We start from the raw sequence: 18,523 nt of genomic DNA on the forward strand, positions 1-18,523 counted from the left end.
ACTCGCCCGGCCTCTGCACACCCGGCCTCCGCCCACACGCAACTGGCACGGATAGGATCGGGGCATGTCTGGCATCGTGATGACCCCGGAGTTAAGGGCCGCGCTCAACCATCTTCAGGCGGGCAATCACGCGTTCATCACGGGTAAGGCAGGCACGGGTAAGTCCACGCTCGTGCGGCTGTTCATGGAGCAGACCACACGCAACGTGCTGGTTGCCGCCCCCACGGGGATGGCGGCGTTGAACGTCGGCGGGCTGACCCTGCATCGGCTGTTCAGTTTCCGGCCTGGGGTGACGGAGGAGTTCGTCCGTTCACCGCGCTATTCGCCGGCCGCGCATCGTGAAGTGCTTGAGCAACTGGATGTCCTGGTGATTGATGAGGCCTCGATGGTGCGGGCCGATCTGTTCGATGCGCTCGCCGCGGCGCTGGAACTGTATGGGCCGAGGCCTGGCGAGCAGTTCGGCGGGGTTCAACTGGTTCTGGTGGGGGACGTGTATCAGTTGCCGCCCGTCGTCGCCCCGACCGAACAAGCACAGTTTGAGCGGGACTACGGCAGCCCCTATTTCTTTTCCGCGCGGCATTTCCCGGAGAATTCTTTCCCGGTTTTCGAGCTCAGACACGTGTTCCGGCAAGAGCACGGCTCCCGGTTCACGGAACTACTCAACGGAGTGCGTGATGGCTCGCTGACCCAGCGCGGGCTCGCGGAACTCAACGAACGCGTCGACCCGCACTTCACACCACCCGCCGACGAACCGTGGATGACCCTGACCACCACCAACCGGATGGCCGATGCCGCAAACCGGCGCGAACTCGAAAAGCTCGCTACGTTCTCACTCACCTCCGATGCCGATACCGTGGGCGACCTCACCGGTTTCGACCCGCCCGTCCCGCACGAACTTCAGCTGCGGATCGGCGCGCAAGTCATGATGGTGGTCAACGACCCGCTGGACAGGTGGGTCAACGGAACCCTCGGCGAAATCACAGACCTCGGCTGGGACAAAGACGGCGAACCGTGGGCCGCCGTCGCGACACCCGGCGGGGACATGTTCATCGCCCGGCCCTACACGTGGGAAGTCCTCTCCCCTATCGCACTCGAGAGCGGCCGGCTATCCAACACGGTGCAGGGCACGTTCCGGCAGCTACCCATGCGGCTCGCGTGGGCCATCACCATCCACAAAGCCCAAGGCCAAACCCTCGAACGCGCGATCGTCGACATCCGCGGCGGCGTGTTCACCGACGGTCAACTCTATGTCGCGCTCTCCCGCGTGCGTTCGCTGGAGGGGCTGGTTTTGCGGCGAACCGTACTCCCGAAAGACATCCAAGTAGCCCCCTCGCTACGTCGCTTCCTGCGCAGCCAACGCGTCCTGAACCGAGGCGACAACACTGGACCCAACAGTAACCCTGGGCCCGGCAACACTGCTTACGATGGTGGGCTTGCCTTCCTCACGGTCCTCACGGTGGGGGACGCAGGTCGAGGCTGGCGTCCGCAGCCGCTCGAGGTCTCGGTAGTCACATCGGATGGAGGCCAGGCTTCAACCCTGGTGAACCCCGGCCGTGACTTAGGAGATGCGGCGGCAACGCACGGGATTGATGCGGACATGCTGACCCTCGCCCCGGATACGGCGCAAGCGTTGACCGGGCTCGGTCCACTGCTTGAGGGCAGGACAGTCGTGGCCACAAACGCGGATACTCTGCGTGGGCTGATCGACTTCGAGCTCCGCCGCCTCGGCGTCCTGGAACGCATGCCGCTCTTCGTCGAAACGAGCGAGGCGCCTGGCGATCCGGACCCGTGGACCGCATGGGAACACACCACATCCTCGGGCTATCTGCTCACCCGCGCCGCCCGGTCTGACACGGTCTCCGCCTCCAACACTGCCGCAGATTCCCACGCCGCCGCACCCAGCAGCAACCCCGAACCCCTGACATTCGTACCGGCGGGCGGGAGGATGACGCGGGCGCACACCGAGCACTTGGCAGCGCGGCTTGCCGGCCGCACGCTCGGGCCGGCCACAGAGCAACTGAAACGCAGCATCGAAGCTGAGTACGGCGTCGTGATCCCCTATGAGCCGCCAGCTGCCGGCCCCGCGCTCGAAGACATCCTGAAGCCGGGGGCGCGGATCGCGTTCACCGGCAGCATCACGCTGGAGGGAAAGGCGTGGGATAGGGACGTGTTCGCGAAGTTCATCGAGGCACGCGGTTTCGTCACGAGCGCGAACGTCACGAAAACCCGCACCGACCTTCTAGTGCTCGCGGACATCAACAGCGAATCAGGCAAGGCGCGCAACGCACGCAAATACGGGACACCGATGGTCTCGCTCGCGGACTTCCTCGCAGCCCTAGCGGCCATGGAACGTTAGCTGGCCGCCATGGAACGTTAGCTGGCTCGCTGCTCTGATCCCGCCGTATCAGCCGGCAGCGTTACGGCGTCTTCGTAGCGGCGGACCCCAAAGAACGTCCAGAACGCTATGACCGTAGCGAGGATATAGAGAATCCACGAAGTCAACACCACCGGCCCTGGCCCTACCTCGGTGCGCGCCGCGGAGCCCGCCCCGTTGGTTTCGAAGAACCACCAGTTAGCGATAATGCGGGAAACCGTCACCGCTACCGTCACCACCAGCAGGATCCAGAGGCGCAGCATAGGGATCCTGGCCCCCATCACCTTTGTACTGGATCCGTTGCTTGCCACATGCGTTCCCGATTCGCCCCGGATGCGGCGGCGTTCAGCATAAGCCACGACGAGCGCGACCACGGCCCCACCGATCGCGATCAGGAAAATCAAGCCACCCAACGGGATACCTATATACATGAGCGCTTTACCCACCGCCGCGCCCGCAACCGAGGTATAAACAAAGAATGCGACAATCGCAGTCGGGATCAGGTTCGTCACGATTGAACCGACCGTCACCCGCACCGACTTATGCAGCTGCACGGCACGCGAATCGGTACGCCACGTCGAGGCCATAGGTGAACGAGACATCCCTCTCCCCGCCTCCTCGCTGCGTGCTTACGTTACTGCGCTACCACCACTGCCCAACGGCTGCCACCGCTACCCAACGGCTACCACCGTCACCCAGCGCCGGCTGCCACCGCTATCCGTGCTGCTGTGTTTTTGCTGTTGACCATTGTAGGCAGGTGAACCCCGTGTATTCGCGGAAACGCGTGCAATAAGTACACAATGACACCCACAGTTCACATACAGTTCCGCAGGTGTGACGCGTGGGTGACGTGTGCGACTGCGACGTGGGAGACTCAATGTATGACTTCTGTATCCTTCACCAGCCCGAATGGTTCTTTCGACGTCCAGACCGGCCTGTTCATCGACGGCGAGTGGACAGCGGCCGCCAGTGGCGCATCGTTTCCTGTACTGAACCCGGCCACAGCTAAGGAGATCACGCAGGTGGCCGATGCGGGAGTCGAGGACGCACGCCGCGCCCTAGATGCCGCTGTTGCGGCACAGAAAGAATGGGGCGCCACAACAACCCGGGAGCGCTCCGACATCCTCCGCGCAGCCTACGAACTGATCCTGGAACGTGCCGATGACATCGCCCACGTGATCGCCACGGAGATGGGCAAGCCACTACGCGAAGCCAAGACCGAAGCCACCGACGCCGCAGACATGCTGCGCTGGTTCTCCGAACAAGTCCAACACCAAACCGGCAACTTCGCCCCCGCCCCGAAAGGCGGCTACCGCATCATCACCACCTACCAACCGGTAGGCCCCTCCTACCTGGTGACCCCGTGGAACTTCCCTGTCTCGATGGGCGCCCGCAAAGCCGGCGCCGCGCTCGCCGCGGGTTGCACCGTGGTGCTCAAGCCGTCTGATCTGACGCCGTTGACGATGTCGCTGTTCGTTCAGATCCTCCACGAAGCCGGTGTACCGGCCGGTGTTGTGAACCTCGTGCCAACCGTGGATGCCCCGGCTCAGTCCGCTGACCTCATGAAGGATGAGCGGCTGCGGAAGGTCTCATTCACGGGCTCAACCCCGGTGGGTACCCAGCTTTTGAAGCAGGCGGCCGATAACGTCATGGCCTCCTCGATGGAGTTGGGTGGCAACGGACCGTTCCTCGTCTTGTCCAAGGCCAACGTGCGTTGGGCCGCTAAAGGCGCCGCGGGCTTGAAGTTCCGCAACGCAGGCCAGGTGTGTATTTCTGCCAACCGCATCATCGTGCACAAGGATGTTGCCGATGAGTTCAAGCAGATCTTCCTCGAGGAGGTCGCCCGCCTGCGCGTGGGTGCTGGGACAGATCCGGACACGACGGTGGGGCCGCTGGTCTCAGACCAGCAGCGCGACCGCGTGCAAGGCTTGCTTGCGGATGCGCAGGAGAAGGGCGCCACGGTTCTGGCCGGTGGCGACTGCCCCGAGGGTGACGGTTATTTCTTGAACCCGACCGTGGTTGAGAACGCGCCACTGGATTCCGATATCGCGACAACCGAGATCTTCGGGCCCGTCGCGTCGCTGTATATCGCCGATTCTGATGAGGAAGCGATCCGGATCGCCAACGACACCCGTTTCGGTTTGGTCGCCTACGTGTATTCGCAGGACATTATGCAGGCGATGCGCGCGGCTGAAGCGCTCGAGGTGGGCATGGTTGGTCTGAACCGCCCTGCCGTGGCTGACCCTGCCGCCCCGTTCGGTGGTGTGAAGGCTTCCGGGCTGGGTAAGGAAGGCGGCCACAACGGCATTGAGGAATACCAGATCGAAAAACTCATCACGATGGCGGTGTAACCGGGGACGTGTCTGAAGCAACGTTCAGGGAGGCGCGGCTAGCCCCGCAGCCGGTCGACCTGGTGATTGAAGGTGGCGGGGCGAAAGCTGTCGCGTTGGCTGGCGCGGTGGATGAGTTGCGTGCCGCGGGTTATACGTTTGAGCGGATTATCGGCTGCTCGTCCGGTTCACTTGCGGGCGCGTTGCTTGCCGCTTTGAAGCATTCGGGTGAGGGCCTAGATAAGTTCGCTGATCTGGTGACCTCTTTCGATTTCAGTAAGATCCTGGATGCGGGGCCGATCGCGAGCAAGTTCGGTCCGCTGTCTAAGCTGGCGATCCCGTACCGGTTGATGCGCTACGGCGGTATGCACCCGGGCCGTTACATGAACTCGTGGGTCGCCGGAGTCATGAAAGACCTGGGGACGGAAAAGTTCGGCGACTTCCGCCGTGATGGTTCCCCGTACGCTGATGAGGACATCACGCACCGCTACGGTTTCGTGACGATCGCAACCGACCTCAGCCAGCGCCGGATGGCCGTGTTCCCGTGGGACGCCGAGGACTACGGCTTGGATCCGGACGAGATTTCAGTGGCCGATGCTGTGCACGCTTCCGCCGCTCTACCTGGCGTGTTCCAGCCTGTCGAGATCACGGGTGAACGCGGAACGGTCACGTTCGCGGATGGCGGCCTGGTTTCTAACTTCCCAATCAAACTGTTGGCCAATAACGAGGAGAAGGAAGCTGACTGGCCGACCATCGGCATCAACTTAACGCCGCGCACCCCCGGCAAGGAACAGTTGGAGTCGGTACGTAAACCGATGGCGCAGTTGCGCGCGTTGGGCCAGGTCGTTTTGGAGGGACGGGAGACCCGCCGCCTCGACAATGAGGAGATCGGCCAGAACGTGATCGTGATCGACACCGCACCGTACACGTCGATCAGTTTCAACCTCGACAGCGACGACAACGAAGAACTCATCGACCGCGGCCACGAAGCCGTGCGCGAATGGCTCAAAGGCGACGACGCGACAGGAACCGTACCCGAATGATCCCTCCAGAATCTGGCTCTGAAAACTTCGATGTTGATGCTTTCGATGCCGCGGTCGGCGTGCTCGCGGGGGCGAAGCGTGTGCTTGCGTTGACGGGCGCGGGTGTCTCGACCGCATCGGGCATCCCGGATTTCCGTGGCCCACAGGGCCGTTGGACTCAGGACCCGGAGGCGGAACGTATCTCTACGTTGTCGTGGTATTTGGGTGATGAGGTGGTGCGCCGTAAGGCGTGGCAGGCGCGTGCCGATTCGGTCGCGTTGAAGGCGCAACCGAACCCTGGGCATGCCGCGCTCGTTGCATTGGAGCGTTCGGGCCGGTTGGCCGGTCTTGTCACGCAGAACACGGATGGGTTGCATTTGGTGGCGGGCAACTCGCCGGAGTTGGTGCATGAGGTTCATGGGAATCAGCGGCGGTGGCGGTGCGAGGACTGCGGCGTTGAAGGCCCGATGGCGGAGATGATCGCTCGTGTTCATGCCGGCGATACTGATCCGCGGTGCCCTGAGTGCGGTGGCATTACTCGCGCGACGGTGATCTTGTTTGAGGAGGCCCTGGATCAGGAGACGATGCAGGCGAGCATCGAACTGGCCCGAGCGTGCGATGTGGTGCTCGCGATCGGTACGAGCCTCACGGTGTACCCGGTGGCTGGCTTAGTCCCGTTGGCTGCCGAGTGCGGCGCGAAGGTCGTGATTATCAACGCGGAACCGACCCCATTCGATTCGATCGCTGACGCCGTGGTCAACGACCCGATCCAGGATGTGCTCCCCCGCCTCGTGGCCGCAACAACCTAGCCGGAACAACTAGCCTGGTGAGGCTCACCGCAGGCACCGCAGAGCTACTGCCATGGCCACGTGACAGGCTATTTCTCAGGGTTGCTTCACGGAGGCTACTTCTCTGTACGGTAGCTAAGTTCCTGGTCGCCTACCCACGGTTCTTCGATCTTGCGGTAGGTTCCGTCCTTGAAGCTCGTTTCGAGCCAATCGTCCACGGCTTTCTTGAATTCAGTGTCGCCCTTGGGCAACATGAATGCCTTATCAAACTGGTCGAATGGACGATCCGGGTTAGTCGCGCATAGTTCCGGATACTTCTCGTCGATGTAGAGAACTTCGGCGCGGTCGGTCGTCATGACGTCAGCGTTGCCTTTGACGATCTCGTCGAAGATCGTTTTGTTGTCGTGAGTTTTCAGCGTGCCCTGCGGATAGTTTTTCTTCGCGAATTCCTGGTTGGTTCCGCCTTCCGGCATGATGCTCACTACGCCGGGCTTGTTGATCTGTTCGATGCTTTTGTATTTGTCTTTGTCTTCGCAGCGAGCGATCGGCGTCTTGCCGTCCTTGAGAAGCGACGTACTGAAATCAACTTTCTTTGCGCGCTCATCGTTCACAGAGATACCGCCGACCGCCATATCGCATTTGCTGAGGAAGTCCGGCATAAGGCTCTTCCATTCAGTTCCAACAAACTTAACTTTGACATCTAAGTTTTCAGCGAATTTCCCAGCCAAATCCACATCAATCCCGCTGAATTTTCCATCCTTTTCAACCGTGAACGGTGCATAGTCCCCCGTTGTGCAGACCGTGATGACGCCGTCTTTCTTGATGGAAGCCAGCCGCGATTCCGGCTCTTCATGCTCCCCACTGCCCTGTTCCCCTGTGTTCTGTGCCTGCCCGCTCTGCTCAGTGCTGCTCTGCTCGGTTGTGTCTTTTGCCGGGCCTGTACTGCCGCATCCGCTCAGTGCACCGACGAGCGCCAAAATAGCCGGGGCAGCGAGGACTGCGGGGATGATCTTTTTCTTCTGTGGCGATGTGATGTACGTCATGCCGGAACTTTACCCGGCTATGCAATATCGCTGTCAACAGGCCACAATGGAGAGTTAGTAATGTGTCATCGTTATGAATGTGGATGGAACAATGTCTGATTCTTCACGTCCTGACGAGGCGGCAAAGCCGAACCAGCCGGCCTTCCCACCTCCGCCTGGCCCTGAGGACGACGCTACCCAAGCATTGCCTCCAACCCCTAAGGACCCCGCACCCGAAGCTCCGGCAGGGTCCACACCCGATGCCGACAAGGATTCCGCCGCCCAGGACTCCGCACCGGAAGACTCAGCATCCAAGCCCGCTGATTCTGAGCCAACGGAATCCGCCCCGGCCGACTCAACGCCGCCTGCTCCTTTGCCGTTAGACGCGTTCAAGGGCCAAGCCGCACTCGATGAGGCAGAGCCGACCAACGAATACCAGGGCCTCGACTCCGAGATGTGGTATTCAGACTCCCCCGCGACCTTCGACACCGCGAACTACGCCGCGGTCACCGCGCCTGCCTCTAACGACTACCTCAGCGACGAAGACGATAACGATGCCGCCCGCGCCACCAGTGTTGCCGCCGGCGTGACCGCGGCAGGGCTCATGGCCTCCGCCTCAACAGAGGAGGCAGAGGCTTCCTCAACCCGCACGTCGGGCAAGCCGAGCAAGAACATGGTGATCGCAACTGTGCTGGCGGCGCTATTGGGCATCGGTGGCGGTGTGATCTTGAGCAAAACTGCGCTCGCACCAGACCCGACCCGCTCCGAGGAATACTTGAAGCTCGCCTCCGAGAAGTCCCAGGTTGATTCCCGCGCGGCCAAGGGTGAGCAGGAACGCGAAGAGCTCGAGCAAACCATCTCGTCCTACGAAGACGAAGAGAGCGGACTCAACGCGCAACAGAAAGACCAAGAAAAAGAACACGACAAGCTGAAAAGTGATCAGCGGAAGCTGAAGAAAGATCGCGCGAAGCTCAAGAAGGACCAAGAGAAACTCAAAAAGGATCGCAAGAAGCTCGACAAAGACATCAAGATCACGTCCCGCCCGGCAAGCAGTAGCGGCCGCTGGAAAGTCGGCGACGACATCCCATCCGGCACCTACCGCACCAAATCCGGTGTGAAACAACGCTGCATCTACGCGGTCTATTCAGACTCCAGCTATTCGAATGTGAAGTTCTCCCGCTCCATCGATAAGGGCACCCCCACCGTTGACCTGCGCGAAGGCGACTACTTCACCTCGATGGGTTGCGGCACCTGGTCAAAGAAATCGAAATAAGTTCCGCAACCCCAGTGGGTTCCGCACGACCAAGTAACTACATAACCAGCACACTGGCCGGTCAGCTAACCACTTAGCTGACCGGCCAGTGAACTAGCGCTCGCGGACTGAGACTCGTTGCCTAGGCTCCATTGTCTAGGAACCGCTGTCTATGAGTAGAGTTCCTTAAGCTCGCCTTCGAGCACTACGTCGAGGAATTCGCGGATCACTTCCATCTCATCCTTCGCCGAGAACACGACCTCAGCTACCGGGATATCGTCGATCTTCTTACCGTGCAGGCGGTCCTCGCCCACCTGGGCTCGCTGATCCACCACGGTCTGCCCGCGCGTGATCTCATCAGCCAACGAGATCTCGATGCGGTGCTCGGAAGACACGAACATCTCCGGATGCACTGCGGCCACAACAGCGCCAGCGTCACCGATCAACGAATAAGCCTGCGGTTCATCCTCATCATCGCCGTATGTGAAGCCCGCGATGCCACCCAAGGCACGCGCCACCGGATGGTCAGAGGCCTTCAACCCAGCCACCACATCGTCCGGGATAGCCACGTGGTTGAAAACATCCAGGCCATACATGACCAGCGGCACGCCTGACTTCACGACGATGTCCGCGGCCTCAGGGTCATGCCAGATGTTGAACTCAGCGACCGGGGTCGCGTTACCCACGCTCGCGGAACCACCCATGAACACAATCCGTTCAAGGTTCTCTGTGACCTCCGGGTACATCCGGAAAAGCAACGCGAGGTTGGTTTGCGGAGCGCACGCGATCAGGGTGACCTTCTGCTCCGACTCCATGATGGTCCGGCGCATCAGCTCAACCGCATGCTCAGCCACAGGCTCACACGTTGGCGCCGGCAACTCGACACCACCCAAGCCATCGGCGCCGTGCACGTAGGAGGCGTCACGAGCCGGCGAATTCAGTGGAGCCACAGCACCCGCAGCAACCGGGATGTCGCTGGCACCCATAAGGTTCAGAATCTTCAACGTGTTCTCAACAACCTGCTTGAGCGACACATTGCCAGCCACCGTGGACACCGCACGCACATCCATATGCGGGTTACGCACCGCATACATCAGCGCCATCGCGTCATCGATTCCGGTGTCAACATCCATCACAACAGGAAAAGTAGACATGATCCTCCTCAGCTCAACGCTGTCAATAGGTTAGGAGTAATTCTTGCTCGGGCTATTGCGTGCCAGGACTATTTCTTAGCGGTCATAGCGGCGGCGATCTCTTCGATACTCAAGTGATCGCCCAAGCCAAGTTCACGTGCGATGCGGGCTGCAGTTGGCCGCTGTAGGCGGCACTCAGCCAGGACATCGTCGCGGGAGAAAACCTCCGACGGGGTGCCGTCGGCTTGGATCTTGCCGTGCGCCATCGCGATCACCCGGTCAAACGAGTCAGCCACGAAACGCATGTCGTGGGTAATCGTGATAACGCCGATGCCGTCGGCGTGCAACCGGTCAAGCATGCGCTGCAGGATCTCAAGGCCACGGCCGTCAAGGCCCGCGGTTGGCTCATCCAGAATCACGAAATCAACGCGCGGAACCAAAACTGCCGCGATCGCAACGAACTTCTTGATCGCGAACGGCAGGTCCGCCGGGTTATCGTCAACGAACGGGCGGATACCCGTCATCGAGATCGCGCGTTCAAGACGCTGCTCCGTGTCCTGCTTACCCCACTTCAGATACTTCGGGATGTAGGCGAGCTCGGAATACACATCCGACTGGAACAGCTGATCATCCGGGTTCTGGAACACGTAGGCGACCGTCTGCGCCATCTTCGCGTTCGTCATCTTCGCCGTATCCGTGCCGTTGACCAAAACGCTACCGCGCGTAGGCTTCAGCAGGCCGTTCATGAGCTTAACCGTGGTGGTTTTACCAGCACCGTTCTGACCCACAATCGCAACGCGCTCACCCGCTGCGATCGACATGTTCAACCCAGCCAGAACCGGGGAGAGCTCGTCATATTCGAAGGCGACATCCTTCAATTCAATCGACATCAGTTGCCACCTTCACCCTTCAAACCACCATCAACAGACGTGTTGTTACCCAGCGCGGTGCCGTTCACAACGCCACCGCCAGCAACCGTGCTACCAGTAACTGTGCCGCCACCAACGAAAGCGAACGCCTCCAGCGCCTGCGCGCACGTGATCGGCAACGGATCAACAGCAACACCGGCCTCACGCAACGCGAACGCAAGCTGCGTGACCTCCGGGCGCGGAACATCCGCATCGACCAGCTGTTGCGAAGCAAACACTTCACGCGCAGGACCAGCGGCCGTGACACGGCCCTTATCGATCACGATCAGCTCATCAGCGTATTCGGCGAGCAAGTCCACTTTGTGTTCAACCAGAACCAGCGTCTTACCGCGCTCCTTCAACTGGGCGATGATCCGGAAAACCTCTTCCGAGGATTCCGGGTCAAGTTGCGAGGTCGGCTCATCGATCACAATGAAGTCAGCGTCCATCGCGATCACCGCAGCGAACGCGACCTTCTGACGCTGACCACCCGACAAACCGTTGGGGTCCTTCTCCAACAACGGGAGCAGGTCCATCCGCTCAGCGACCTGCAGCACGCGATCAACAATCTCTTCGCGCGTGAGCCCCAGGTTCTCCAAACCGAAAGCGATCTCCTCAAACACCGTCTCACGCACACCGGAGATCTGCGTGAACGGGTTCTGGAACACGTAACCGATCCGGCGAGACAACTCGGCAGGCGACCACTCTTCAAGCACGCGGCCCCACAAGAAGACCTCACCTTCCAGATCACCCGAGTGGAAGTACGGGATCAAACCACGCATCAGGGAAGCCAGCGTGGACTTACCTGCGGCGTTGCTGCCCACCACGCCATACAGCTTCCCCTCGGCCAGCTCAAGGTTCACGCCATCCAGCGCGCGCTCCTGCTGATGCGTGTACGAAAACGAAACGTTCTTCAGCTCAACAATGTTCACAAGAACCCCTTACAAGACCACGGCCAGGACGATGGAGCCCACAGCAATCACCAACGAGACCAAAACCAGTAGCCACTGTCCCACGCCAACTTTAGGCAGGAACGACAACTGTGAAGGTTTCTCTGGAACGTTGAACGCACGCGCATCCAAAGCGAGCGCACGTTCCTCGGTCTGACCGATCGCCGCGAGGAACACCGGGGTGATGATCGGGAAGAACGCTGCAACGCGGCGGAAGAAACCGCCCTCCATCTCAATACCGCGAGCCTTCTGCGCATCCACCACAACCTTCGACATCTTCTGAAGATCAGTGATCGACTGGAAGGAAGAGAGCACAACGTAGGTCGAGCGGGAAGACAACCCAACGCCCTGCAACGCGAGCATCAGGTTCTTAGCTGGGACCAGCTGGAAGAACAACGCCAAAGCGCCGCACAAAGACATCACGACGAGCGTGAAGCGGGCGGCCGCAGCGAGCGAGGTCGTGGACAGGGACAGGTTGTCGCCCCAGCTCCAGTAGACGGTCGCGCCTTCTTCCGGCGCGATCAAGAACACGCGCAGGATGAACAGGACCGAACCCACGCCGAGGAACAGCTTGAGATACAGAGGAATGAACTGTTTAGCGCGGCCCGCAAGAATCGCGATCACCACGAACAGCACACAGCCGATGGTGGGCGCCAGAACAGGCCATGGCAACGCGACTGACGCAATCGCAATCGCCAACAGGAACACGAACAGAACCAGCGGGTTCAAGTCCCGGATCGGGTTCCCTAGCCGGTACGGCTGGGAATAGCGATCCACATAGTAGGCACGCAGATCCTCGACCTGCGCGGCTTGAGTCTGAGCTTTCTGAGTCATTCCCATCACCGACCCAACGTCAATTCGCCCGGATGCTTCTGTTCATCAGCCAACGCATCGTGCGTCTTCTGCGGCTTCAAATACCTGTCGCCCAACGGCAACTTGACCAACACGCGGGTAGGCATCCGCAGAATAATCAGCCACGCGATGAACGCAGACGGGACCTTGTCGATGAAGTCCAGCGGCATCGAGGCCAAGAACACAGCCGCGGTTTCACCCACGCCAAGCGATCGGAGAATACCGGTCACCCAGCCAACACCGGAGGCGGACAAGCCACCGAAAACCCAGATGGTGATGAGCGAACCGTTGAAACCACCGATGAGCGCGAAAATGAACGCAGCGAACGTCACATGGAACACGTTACGGAACCAGCCGACACGGGAAAGCCAACCGGCGACCAAACCGATCAGAACCGAAACGATCGCGTACGGCACCAGCGTCGGCAACGTGATCGCATTGATCAGGTTGGTGAGCAAACCAACCAAGGCACCCGGCAGCGGGCCACACACCGCACCCACCAGGATGGTTCCAATCGCATCCATATACACAGGCAGCTTGAGCAGAAGAACAATCTGCCCAGCAATGAAGTTGATCGCGATCCCCAACGGGACCATGAACAGCGTCAACTGCCCATACTTGCTGCCATGTGCAGCGAACTTTTGCATAGCGGGCATCAGATGACCTCGCTCCAACTGCGTCGCATCACGCTCGTAGTTCCCTTTCAGCTAGGCCCCCGTTTACCTAGGGCCCCTGACTCACTAAGTTACGCGGGAAGCGCCGATGCAACAATCCCTACCGCTGATTGTCGCATGACGCCTCCTAGTGACGGATCCTAGTCAGCAATTCTATTTATGGAAAACCAGAGCACCGTGAGCCTGCTCGGCCTCGTTGCTAATCGAGAGGTCAATACCCTTACGATCACGGATCAACGAGACCGCAACCAAAGCGATCACCACGAAGATCAGCAAGTACCAAGAAATCATGACCGTGGAGCCGGTCGCATCGAAGATCGCCTTCGCGATCATCGGGGAGAACGCGCCACCGATGATCGCACCGATCGCGTACGAAACCGAGACACCAGAGAACCGGACCGAAGCCGGGAACATCTCCGAATACAGGGCCGACTGCGGGCCATACGTGAGGCCCAAACCAACCGAGAACAGCAACAGCGCGAGGTAGAGCATCCCCAGCGACTTCGTCGAAATCATCGGGAACACCAAGAACACAGAGATACCCAGGATGATGAACCCGATCTGGTAGGTGCGCACACGCCCGATCGCGTCAGCCATAAAACCCGAAAGGAGCGTGAACACGAACCAGAAGAACGAACCCGCCGTCACCGCGAGTAGCACATCCGTAGGGTTCATGCCCAGCGACTTGGTTGTGTAGTTGGTGATGAACCCGCCAGTAGTCATGTAGCCGGAGGCGTTGTTACCCGCGAACACGAGCGCACCCAAAACCACGAGGTACCAGTACTTCTTGAACAACTGAACCAACGGCATGTGGATCTGCTCCTTACGTTCAGCGATCTCCTGGAACACAGGCGACTCATCAACCGAACGGCGGACCCAGTAGCCCAAGAACACCAACAGGAAGGACAGCAGGAACGGGACACGCCAACCCCACGAGTTGAACGCCTCTTCAGTCGGGGCGATCACGCCCGTCATGAGCGCCATCGTGCCCGAAGCCAGCAACATACCCAGCGGGACACCCAGCTGCGGGACTGCACCTGCAAGACCGCGACGTTCACGGCCAGCGTGTTCGACCGCCATCAGGACGGCGCCGCCCCATTCACCACCTGCGGAAATACCCTGCAGAATGCGCATCGCCAACAGCAGCAGCGGAGCCGCGACACCGATCGCGGCATAGGTTGGGATCAAACCGATCGCCGTGGTCGCGCCACCCATCAACAGCAACGTGATCACGAGCATCTTGCGCCGCCCCAGCTTATCGCCATAGTGGCCAGCAAGGAAGGCACCAAGCGGCCGGAACAAGAAAGACAAACCGACCGATGCGAAAGCAACCAGCTGCGCACCCGTATCGCCTAGCGGGGCAAAGAACTGGTGCGCGAACACGAGCGCAACAGCGTTGGCATAAATAAAGAAGTCATACCACTCAACAGTGGTTCCCACGAGCGTCGCAAAAGCAACACGAGTCCGATTGGCGCGTACTGCGGCGTTAGGCATCGCTGAATCCCCTTACATGATTCACGGGCCGAAAGTTACTGGCCGGTAGAGGCCGTTGCCGCCATCGTAGTCCCCGTGCGCCGGATCACAATAAATCGTATATGAATTATGACGAACCGAGGAACAACCGACCACCAGGGTGAATAAGAAGGGGTTCAGGGTTCAGCGTTCAAACCACGGCTTGGTGCAGTTGAGCATCCCGTTGCCGTGACGGACCTTCTCCACCGGGGCAACACCCTTGTATTTGACACCCAACGCGAGATCCAAGATGCCGTTGGTCCGGTCCGGCTGTAACACAACCTGCGAGCCTGGGATCTGCTTCTGCACGGCCAGGGCCTTCCCGGTATCTTCCGGGCCTGCATAAATCATCGCGACGGACTCCGCGGTTTCGGGATCCAGCGTCGCGTTACGGACCGTCTTGACGTCAAAGCCGCGCTCACGCAGGTGATTCGCCGCATCGGTCGCGATGCCTTCGCGCTGTGAAGCGTTGAAAACATTCAACGTGACCTCACGTGGCTCCGCTGGCGTCAGAGACCATACCGGGCACACAACCGCGGGGTTCGGTGCACGGAAATCCGGTGACCACGTTCCACGTTGCCACCACACATACCCCAACGTGGTACCGGCAACACTGAGCGCAATCAGGCCAGCCATAACCCAGGCGCGCGCCCGTTTAGCTACCCCCTGGTCTTGTTCCGTGATCAACAGCGGCAACGGTTCAGAAGCCACCACCCGGTCCTCGCCGATGTTGCGCTCGCCCGTGCTGTGCTCGTCTGTGTTGCGGGTTTCTGCGTCGTGATCTTCTGGCGGTGTGGAGGCGGGCATCGAGTCAGAGTTCTTGACGCTCATGCGCCGCGCCTCCTCGTCTGGGCACCACCAGAATTCAAGGCATCCAGGTCCAGTACACGAGCGTGCATGACTTCGCGGCGATACAGCGCCGTGCGTAGCGCACGATGCAGGCCATCCTCGAGGTACATTTCACCTCTGTATTTGATGACGTGCGGGAAGAGGTCCCCGAAGAACGTCGAGTCCTCACTCAGTAGCTGGGTGAGGTCCAGCGTGTCTTTGGTTGTGATCAGGTCCGCCAAGCGAACCTGCCGCGGAGACACGCCAGCCCAGTCACGGGACGTGTTGTACCCGTGATCTGGATAGGGACGAGAACTGCCGACAGCCTTGAAAATCATTGTGCCTCACACATTACGCGAGAACTCGCGCAAAACCTCAGCCGAACTCCGCCAGATTGAGCGAAGCGGTTAAAAACACGTCCGATGCCGCCCACACAACAGCTCGAACGGAGCGGTTACAGCGGTGCATTTAAACGAACGGCGCCGGTAAACGAACGGTGGGCCTCAGCACCTTATCGATGCTGAGGCCCACGCGAACCGTGATTCAACCGTTACTGGTTCTGACCGTTAGGGTTCTGCGGCTGACCACCCTGGCTGTTCTGACCACCCTGGTCACCTTGGTTGCCCTGGCTGTTCTGTCCGTTCTGGCCGTTCGGCTGCGGCGGGAGCGGCACCTGACCGCCCTGTTGACCCTGCTGACCACCCTGCTGAGCCTGCTGGCCGTAAGCGCCCGGTTGGCCTTGCTGAGGTGGCTGGCCTGGCTGCGGAGGCATCGGCGCGCCACCCCGCTGAGGTGCCTGACCGTACGGGCCCGACTGGCCATATGGCCCTGGCTGGGCTGACTGGCCTGGCTGCGGAGGCATCGGAGCCCCGCCCTGCTGGCCTGGCTGACCATAAGGACCTGCTTGGCCTGACTGGCCCTGCTGTGGTGGCGTCGGAGCTCCACCCTGCTGACCGTAACCGTACGGGTTCTGCTGAGGGTACTGCTGGCCTTGTTGCTGCATCTGCTGTTGCATGTGCTGCATGCGTGCCTGGGACTCTTGGCGGCGCTGCTGCGCAACCTGACCCAGCTGCTGGAAGTTCTGTGGACCTTCCGGGATACCCACGTTGATCCAGCTGAGTAGTGTGCCAGGCAGGAAGCCCATGGATGCCGGGACAACATAGCGTGCCAACGCTTCGATGGCGGCACCGACGAGCGCCAACAGGATGAAGTTCCAGCCTGCAAGGCTAGCGCCAGCGGAGAAGTCAGCATCCGTCCCGGAGAACAGGGCGAAGAGCATGAACAAGCCACCTGCCGCGTAGACCGCTGGCAGGCGCCAGCTTGCGCTCAGTGGAGCGGCAGCCTGGCCGCGTGCTGCCCAGCGCAACGCGAAAATAGCCAGCGCGAGAAGCGCGACGATGACGCCGACGAGTACAGCCCACCAATCGTAGCCGCCGTAGCCGAATGAGCTGCCGTAGCCGGTCGAGAAGGAGCCCAAGTAGATCGCGTTAAACCAGCTGAAGACGACGTGCGGGATGCCCGCGAGGACACTGATGAACATCTCACCCTTAGGGGCGTAGCCACCAGCGGTCAGGATGTTCAGGAGGCTGAAGAGGAACCCGAAAACACCGACAACGGCAAGGTGTTCCAGGAGCAAACGCACAGCGGCACCGATGTTGAGTTTGTCCGGGATGCCCTTCGGGGAGAGCAGGTACCAGACCAGACCGCCAACCGTCACAAGGGTGTAGACGGCGCCGCCGAACGAGCCGGCCCAGGCACCGCTTCCGCCGCCGGGAGCCCACGCGAAGATCGCGGAGAGAATCACCAGTGCGCCCCAGAACGCCAGGCCGGATGCGGCAGCGATCACGAGCTTTGCGATCCAGTTAGAGACCAACGTGGTGGAACGCAGCTTGCGGCCGAAGAACCATATCGCGATCAAGGTGAGAACCGAGATCGTCAGAGGAGAGAAAGTCGCGCTGTCGCCGTGATAGTGGAGGACGTTACGGAAACCGGCAGCCGGCAAATGCATGAACGAGAAGAAGTTTTCATGCATGAACGCTGACATGCCGGCCCACGACTTCTTCTCATATACGGCCCAGTAGAGGAAACCGAAAATCAGTGAGGAGACAACCGCTGCGCCAACACCGATACCGAGCACGGTGCCGAGCTTGATGTAAACGTCTTTACCGATGCCCTGGAACGGGTTCGGTTTAGGTGCCTGCGGACCACCCTGAAAACCAGGTTGCTGCGGGTAGTTACCTTGCTGCGGGTAACCGCCCTGTTGCGGGTAGCCGTTGTGCTGTGGGGATCCGCCCTGTTGTGGGTGTCCACCTTGTTGCGGGTAGCCGCCGTATTGATTGTTCTGCGGCTGCTGCCCGCCGCCGGGCTGTTGCGGCGGTTGCGGAATACTCTGATCCGCCATAGTGCACTCCTCAAGAATTTCGTGAAGGATGAACCGGATTACTACTGCACCCACGATATGCCAAAACCTGCGTAAAGAAGCCGCTAGTAACAAGATTTCGCCAAATTGCTACAAATATCCCGTCCCTTCCCCGCCTAACGGGCACCGGGGATGACTAGGCAGGCCGGAACCAACGGGCGGCGGCTGAGCGGTTTTGTCGGGCTCGCGCTTTGGTGAAGCTGTGCCGTTGCGTGTGTTGGGGGTTAGCGTGTTTGGCGGGGTTTGAAGATGGTGAAGTCTTGTATCTTGCAGGTCGGGTCGTTGCTCGGGTTGCCTGGTTGGCAGGGACCAGAGACATTGACGGACCGCATGCTCCAGACTCGTATGTCTAGGGGTGTGGCTTGGGTTTCTAAGGTGCCTGGGATGGTGTCCCAGGTTGCACCGTTATCCAGGGAGTACTTCCCCGTGTAGGTCACGGTGGCTTCCACCCGGTAGGTT

Annotated in this window: 16 protein-coding genes and 1 pseudogene; 5 read left to right on the forward strand and 12 right to left on the reverse strand. The window is 60.3% G+C overall.

Features of this window, described 5'->3' with window-relative positions:
- The first annotated feature begins 64 nt into the window (after positions 1-64).
- Complete coding sequence (locus HMPREF3175_RS05755) at positions 65-2,356, forward strand: AAA family ATPase (protein WP_083289441.1); 2,292 nt, start codon at positions 65-67, stop codon at positions 2,354-2,356.
- Between the two features lie 17 nt (positions 2,357-2,373).
- Here HMPREF3175_RS05755 and HMPREF3175_RS05760 read toward each other — a convergent pair whose 3' ends face one another.
- Positions 2,374-2,976 (reverse strand): hypothetical protein, encoded by a 603-nt coding sequence (locus HMPREF3175_RS05760; protein ID WP_141742480.1) that lies wholly within the window; start codon positions 2,974-2,976, stop codon positions 2,374-2,376.
- A 279-nt stretch (positions 2,977-3,255) separates the two neighbouring features.
- On the opposite strand from HMPREF3175_RS05760, the gene HMPREF3175_RS05765 reads away from it, so the two are divergent.
- Genes HMPREF3175_RS05765 through HMPREF3175_RS05775 form a run of 3 tightly spaced genes read left to right on the forward strand, consistent with a single transcriptional unit; the run spans position 3,256 to position 6,535 of the window.
- Positions 3,256-4,725, forward strand: coding sequence for an NAD-dependent succinate-semialdehyde dehydrogenase (locus HMPREF3175_RS05765; protein WP_035756539.1), 1,470 nt, complete (start codon positions 3,256-3,258; stop codon positions 4,723-4,725).
- Positions 4,726-4,733: 8 nt separating this feature from the next.
- Entirely contained in the window at positions 4,734-5,747 is a 1,014-nt protein-coding gene (locus HMPREF3175_RS05770) for a patatin-like phospholipase family protein (protein ID WP_035756540.1), read from the forward strand.
- Positions 5,744-6,535: an SIR2 family NAD-dependent protein deacylase gene (locus tag HMPREF3175_RS05775; protein ID WP_070491161.1), complete on the forward strand. Its 792-nt coding sequence runs from the start codon at positions 5,744-5,746 to the stop codon at positions 6,533-6,535. Before HMPREF3175_RS05770 ends, HMPREF3175_RS05775 begins: the two co-directional genes overlap by 4 nt.
- A 95-nt stretch (positions 6,536-6,630) precedes the next feature.
- Here the strand turns inward: HMPREF3175_RS05775 and HMPREF3175_RS05780 are convergent, their stop codons facing one another.
- Complete coding sequence (locus tag HMPREF3175_RS05780) at positions 6,631-7,557, reverse strand: transporter substrate-binding domain-containing protein (RefSeq protein ID WP_083289442.1); 927 nt, start codon at positions 7,555-7,557, stop codon at positions 6,631-6,633.
- A gap of 91 nt (positions 7,558-7,648) precedes the next feature.
- Here HMPREF3175_RS05780 and HMPREF3175_RS05785 point away from each other — a divergent pair, with 91 nt between their 5' ends.
- Entirely contained in the window at positions 7,649-8,809 is a 1,161-nt protein-coding gene (locus tag HMPREF3175_RS05785; protein WP_070491163.1) for a hypothetical protein, read from the forward strand.
- 149 nt (positions 8,810-8,958) lie between these two features.
- Here HMPREF3175_RS05785 and HMPREF3175_RS05790 read toward each other — a convergent pair whose 3' ends face one another.
- From HMPREF3175_RS05790 to HMPREF3175_RS10395, 10 genes and pseudogenes are all read right to left on the reverse strand, one after another.
- Entirely contained in the window at positions 8,959-9,942 is a 984-nt protein-coding gene (locus HMPREF3175_RS05790) for a nucleoside hydrolase (RefSeq protein ID WP_070491165.1), read from the reverse strand.
- Positions 9,943-10,010: 68 nt separating this feature from the next.
- Positions 10,011-10,811 carry an energy-coupling factor ABC transporter ATP-binding protein gene (locus HMPREF3175_RS05795; protein ID WP_070491167.1) on the reverse strand — a complete coding sequence of 267 codons (801 nt, stop codon included), beginning with the start codon at positions 10,809-10,811 and terminating at the stop codon, positions 10,011-10,013.
- Positions 10,811-11,761 (reverse strand): energy-coupling factor ABC transporter ATP-binding protein, encoded by a 951-nt coding sequence (locus HMPREF3175_RS05800; RefSeq protein ID WP_070491169.1) that lies wholly within the window; start codon positions 11,759-11,761, stop codon positions 10,811-10,813. Before HMPREF3175_RS05800 ends, HMPREF3175_RS05795 begins: the two co-directional genes overlap by 1 nt.
- A gap of 9 nt (positions 11,762-11,770) precedes the next feature.
- A complete protein-coding gene (locus HMPREF3175_RS05805; RefSeq protein WP_176744681.1) occupies positions 11,771-12,613 on the reverse strand; it encodes an energy-coupling factor transporter transmembrane component T in 843 nt (280 codons plus the stop codon).
- Positions 12,614-12,618: 5 nt separating this feature from the next.
- Positions 12,619-13,287, reverse strand: coding sequence for an ECF transporter S component (locus HMPREF3175_RS05810; protein ID WP_070491172.1), 669 nt, complete (start codon positions 13,285-13,287; stop codon positions 12,619-12,621).
- Positions 13,288-13,458: 171 nt separating this feature from the next.
- Positions 13,459-14,799, reverse strand: coding sequence for an MFS transporter (locus tag HMPREF3175_RS05815; protein ID WP_070491174.1), 1,341 nt, complete (start codon positions 14,797-14,799; stop codon positions 13,459-13,461).
- A 162-nt stretch (positions 14,800-14,961) separates the two neighbouring features.
- Positions 14,962-15,648 carry a LytR C-terminal domain-containing protein gene (locus tag HMPREF3175_RS05820; protein WP_070491176.1) on the reverse strand — a complete coding sequence of 229 codons (687 nt, stop codon included), beginning with the start codon at positions 15,646-15,648 and terminating at the stop codon, positions 14,962-14,964.
- Entirely contained in the window at positions 15,645-15,983 is a 339-nt protein-coding gene (locus tag HMPREF3175_RS05825; RefSeq protein ID WP_070491178.1) for a type II toxin-antitoxin system VapB family antitoxin, read from the reverse strand. The genes HMPREF3175_RS05820 and HMPREF3175_RS05825 overlap by 4 nt, the downstream gene beginning before the upstream one ends.
- A 212-nt stretch (positions 15,984-16,195) precedes the next feature.
- The gene (locus HMPREF3175_RS05830; RefSeq protein ID WP_070491180.1) at positions 16,196-18,046 is read right to left on the reverse strand and encodes a hypothetical protein; all 1,851 of its coding nucleotides are present in this window, start codon (positions 18,044-18,046) and stop codon (positions 16,196-16,198) included.
- 242 nt (positions 18,047-18,288) lie between these two features.
- Positions 18,289-18,523: pseudogene (locus HMPREF3175_RS10395) on the reverse strand (hypothetical protein); the annotation flags it as partial.

Origin of the sequence: Arthrobacter sp. HMSC08H08 (assembly GCF_001807575.1) — a bacterium.
Taxonomy (GTDB): domain Bacteria; phylum Actinomycetota; class Actinomycetes; order Actinomycetales; family Micrococcaceae; genus Pseudoglutamicibacter; species Pseudoglutamicibacter albus.

What these genes read in the sequence shown, in the direction of transcription:
- HMPREF3175_RS05755 (WP_083289441.1), top strand. Translation starts at nt 65, where the DNA reads ATGTCTGGCATCGTGATGACCCCGGAGTTAAGGGCCGCGCTCAACCAT.
- HMPREF3175_RS05760 (WP_141742480.1), bottom strand. Translation starts at nt 2,976, where the DNA reads ATGTCTCGTTCACCTATGGCCTCGACGTGGCGTACCGATTCGCGTGCC.
- HMPREF3175_RS05765 (WP_035756539.1), top strand. Translation starts at nt 3,256, where the DNA reads ATGACTTCTGTATCCTTCACCAGCCCGAATGGTTCTTTCGACGTCCAG.
- HMPREF3175_RS05775 (WP_070491161.1), top strand. Translation starts at nt 5,744, where the DNA reads ATGATCCCTCCAGAATCTGGCTCTGAAAACTTCGATGTTGATGCTTTC.
- HMPREF3175_RS05780 (WP_083289442.1), bottom strand. Translation starts at nt 7,557, where the DNA reads ATGACGTACATCACATCGCCACAGAAGAAAAAGATCATCCCCGCAGTC.
- HMPREF3175_RS05785 (WP_070491163.1), top strand. Translation starts at nt 7,649, where the DNA reads ATGTCTGATTCTTCACGTCCTGACGAGGCGGCAAAGCCGAACCAGCCG.
- HMPREF3175_RS05790 (WP_070491165.1), bottom strand. Translation starts at nt 9,942, where the DNA reads ATGTCTACTTTTCCTGTTGTGATGGATGTTGACACCGGAATCGATGAC.
- HMPREF3175_RS05795 (WP_070491167.1), bottom strand. Translation starts at nt 10,811, where the DNA reads ATGTCGATTGAATTGAAGGATGTCGCCTTCGAATATGACGAGCTCTCC.
- HMPREF3175_RS05805 (WP_176744681.1), bottom strand. Translation starts at nt 12,613, where the DNA reads ATGACTCAGAAAGCTCAGACTCAAGCCGCGCAGGTCGAGGATCTGCGT.
- HMPREF3175_RS05810 (WP_070491172.1), bottom strand. Translation starts at nt 13,287, where the DNA reads ATGCCCGCTATGCAAAAGTTCGCTGCACATGGCAGCAAGTATGGGCAG.
- HMPREF3175_RS05815 (WP_070491174.1), bottom strand. Translation starts at nt 14,799, where the DNA reads ATGCCTAACGCCGCAGTACGCGCCAATCGGACTCGTGTTGCTTTTGCG.
- HMPREF3175_RS05820 (WP_070491176.1), bottom strand. Translation starts at nt 15,648, where the DNA reads ATGAGCGTCAAGAACTCTGACTCGATGCCCGCCTCCACACCGCCAGAA.
- HMPREF3175_RS05825 (WP_070491178.1), bottom strand. Translation starts at nt 15,983, where the DNA reads ATGATTTTCAAGGCTGTCGGCAGTTCTCGTCCCTATCCAGATCACGGG.
- HMPREF3175_RS05830 (WP_070491180.1), bottom strand. Translation starts at nt 18,046, where the DNA reads ATGGCGGATCAGAGTATTCCGCAACCGCCGCAACAGCCCGGCGGCGGG.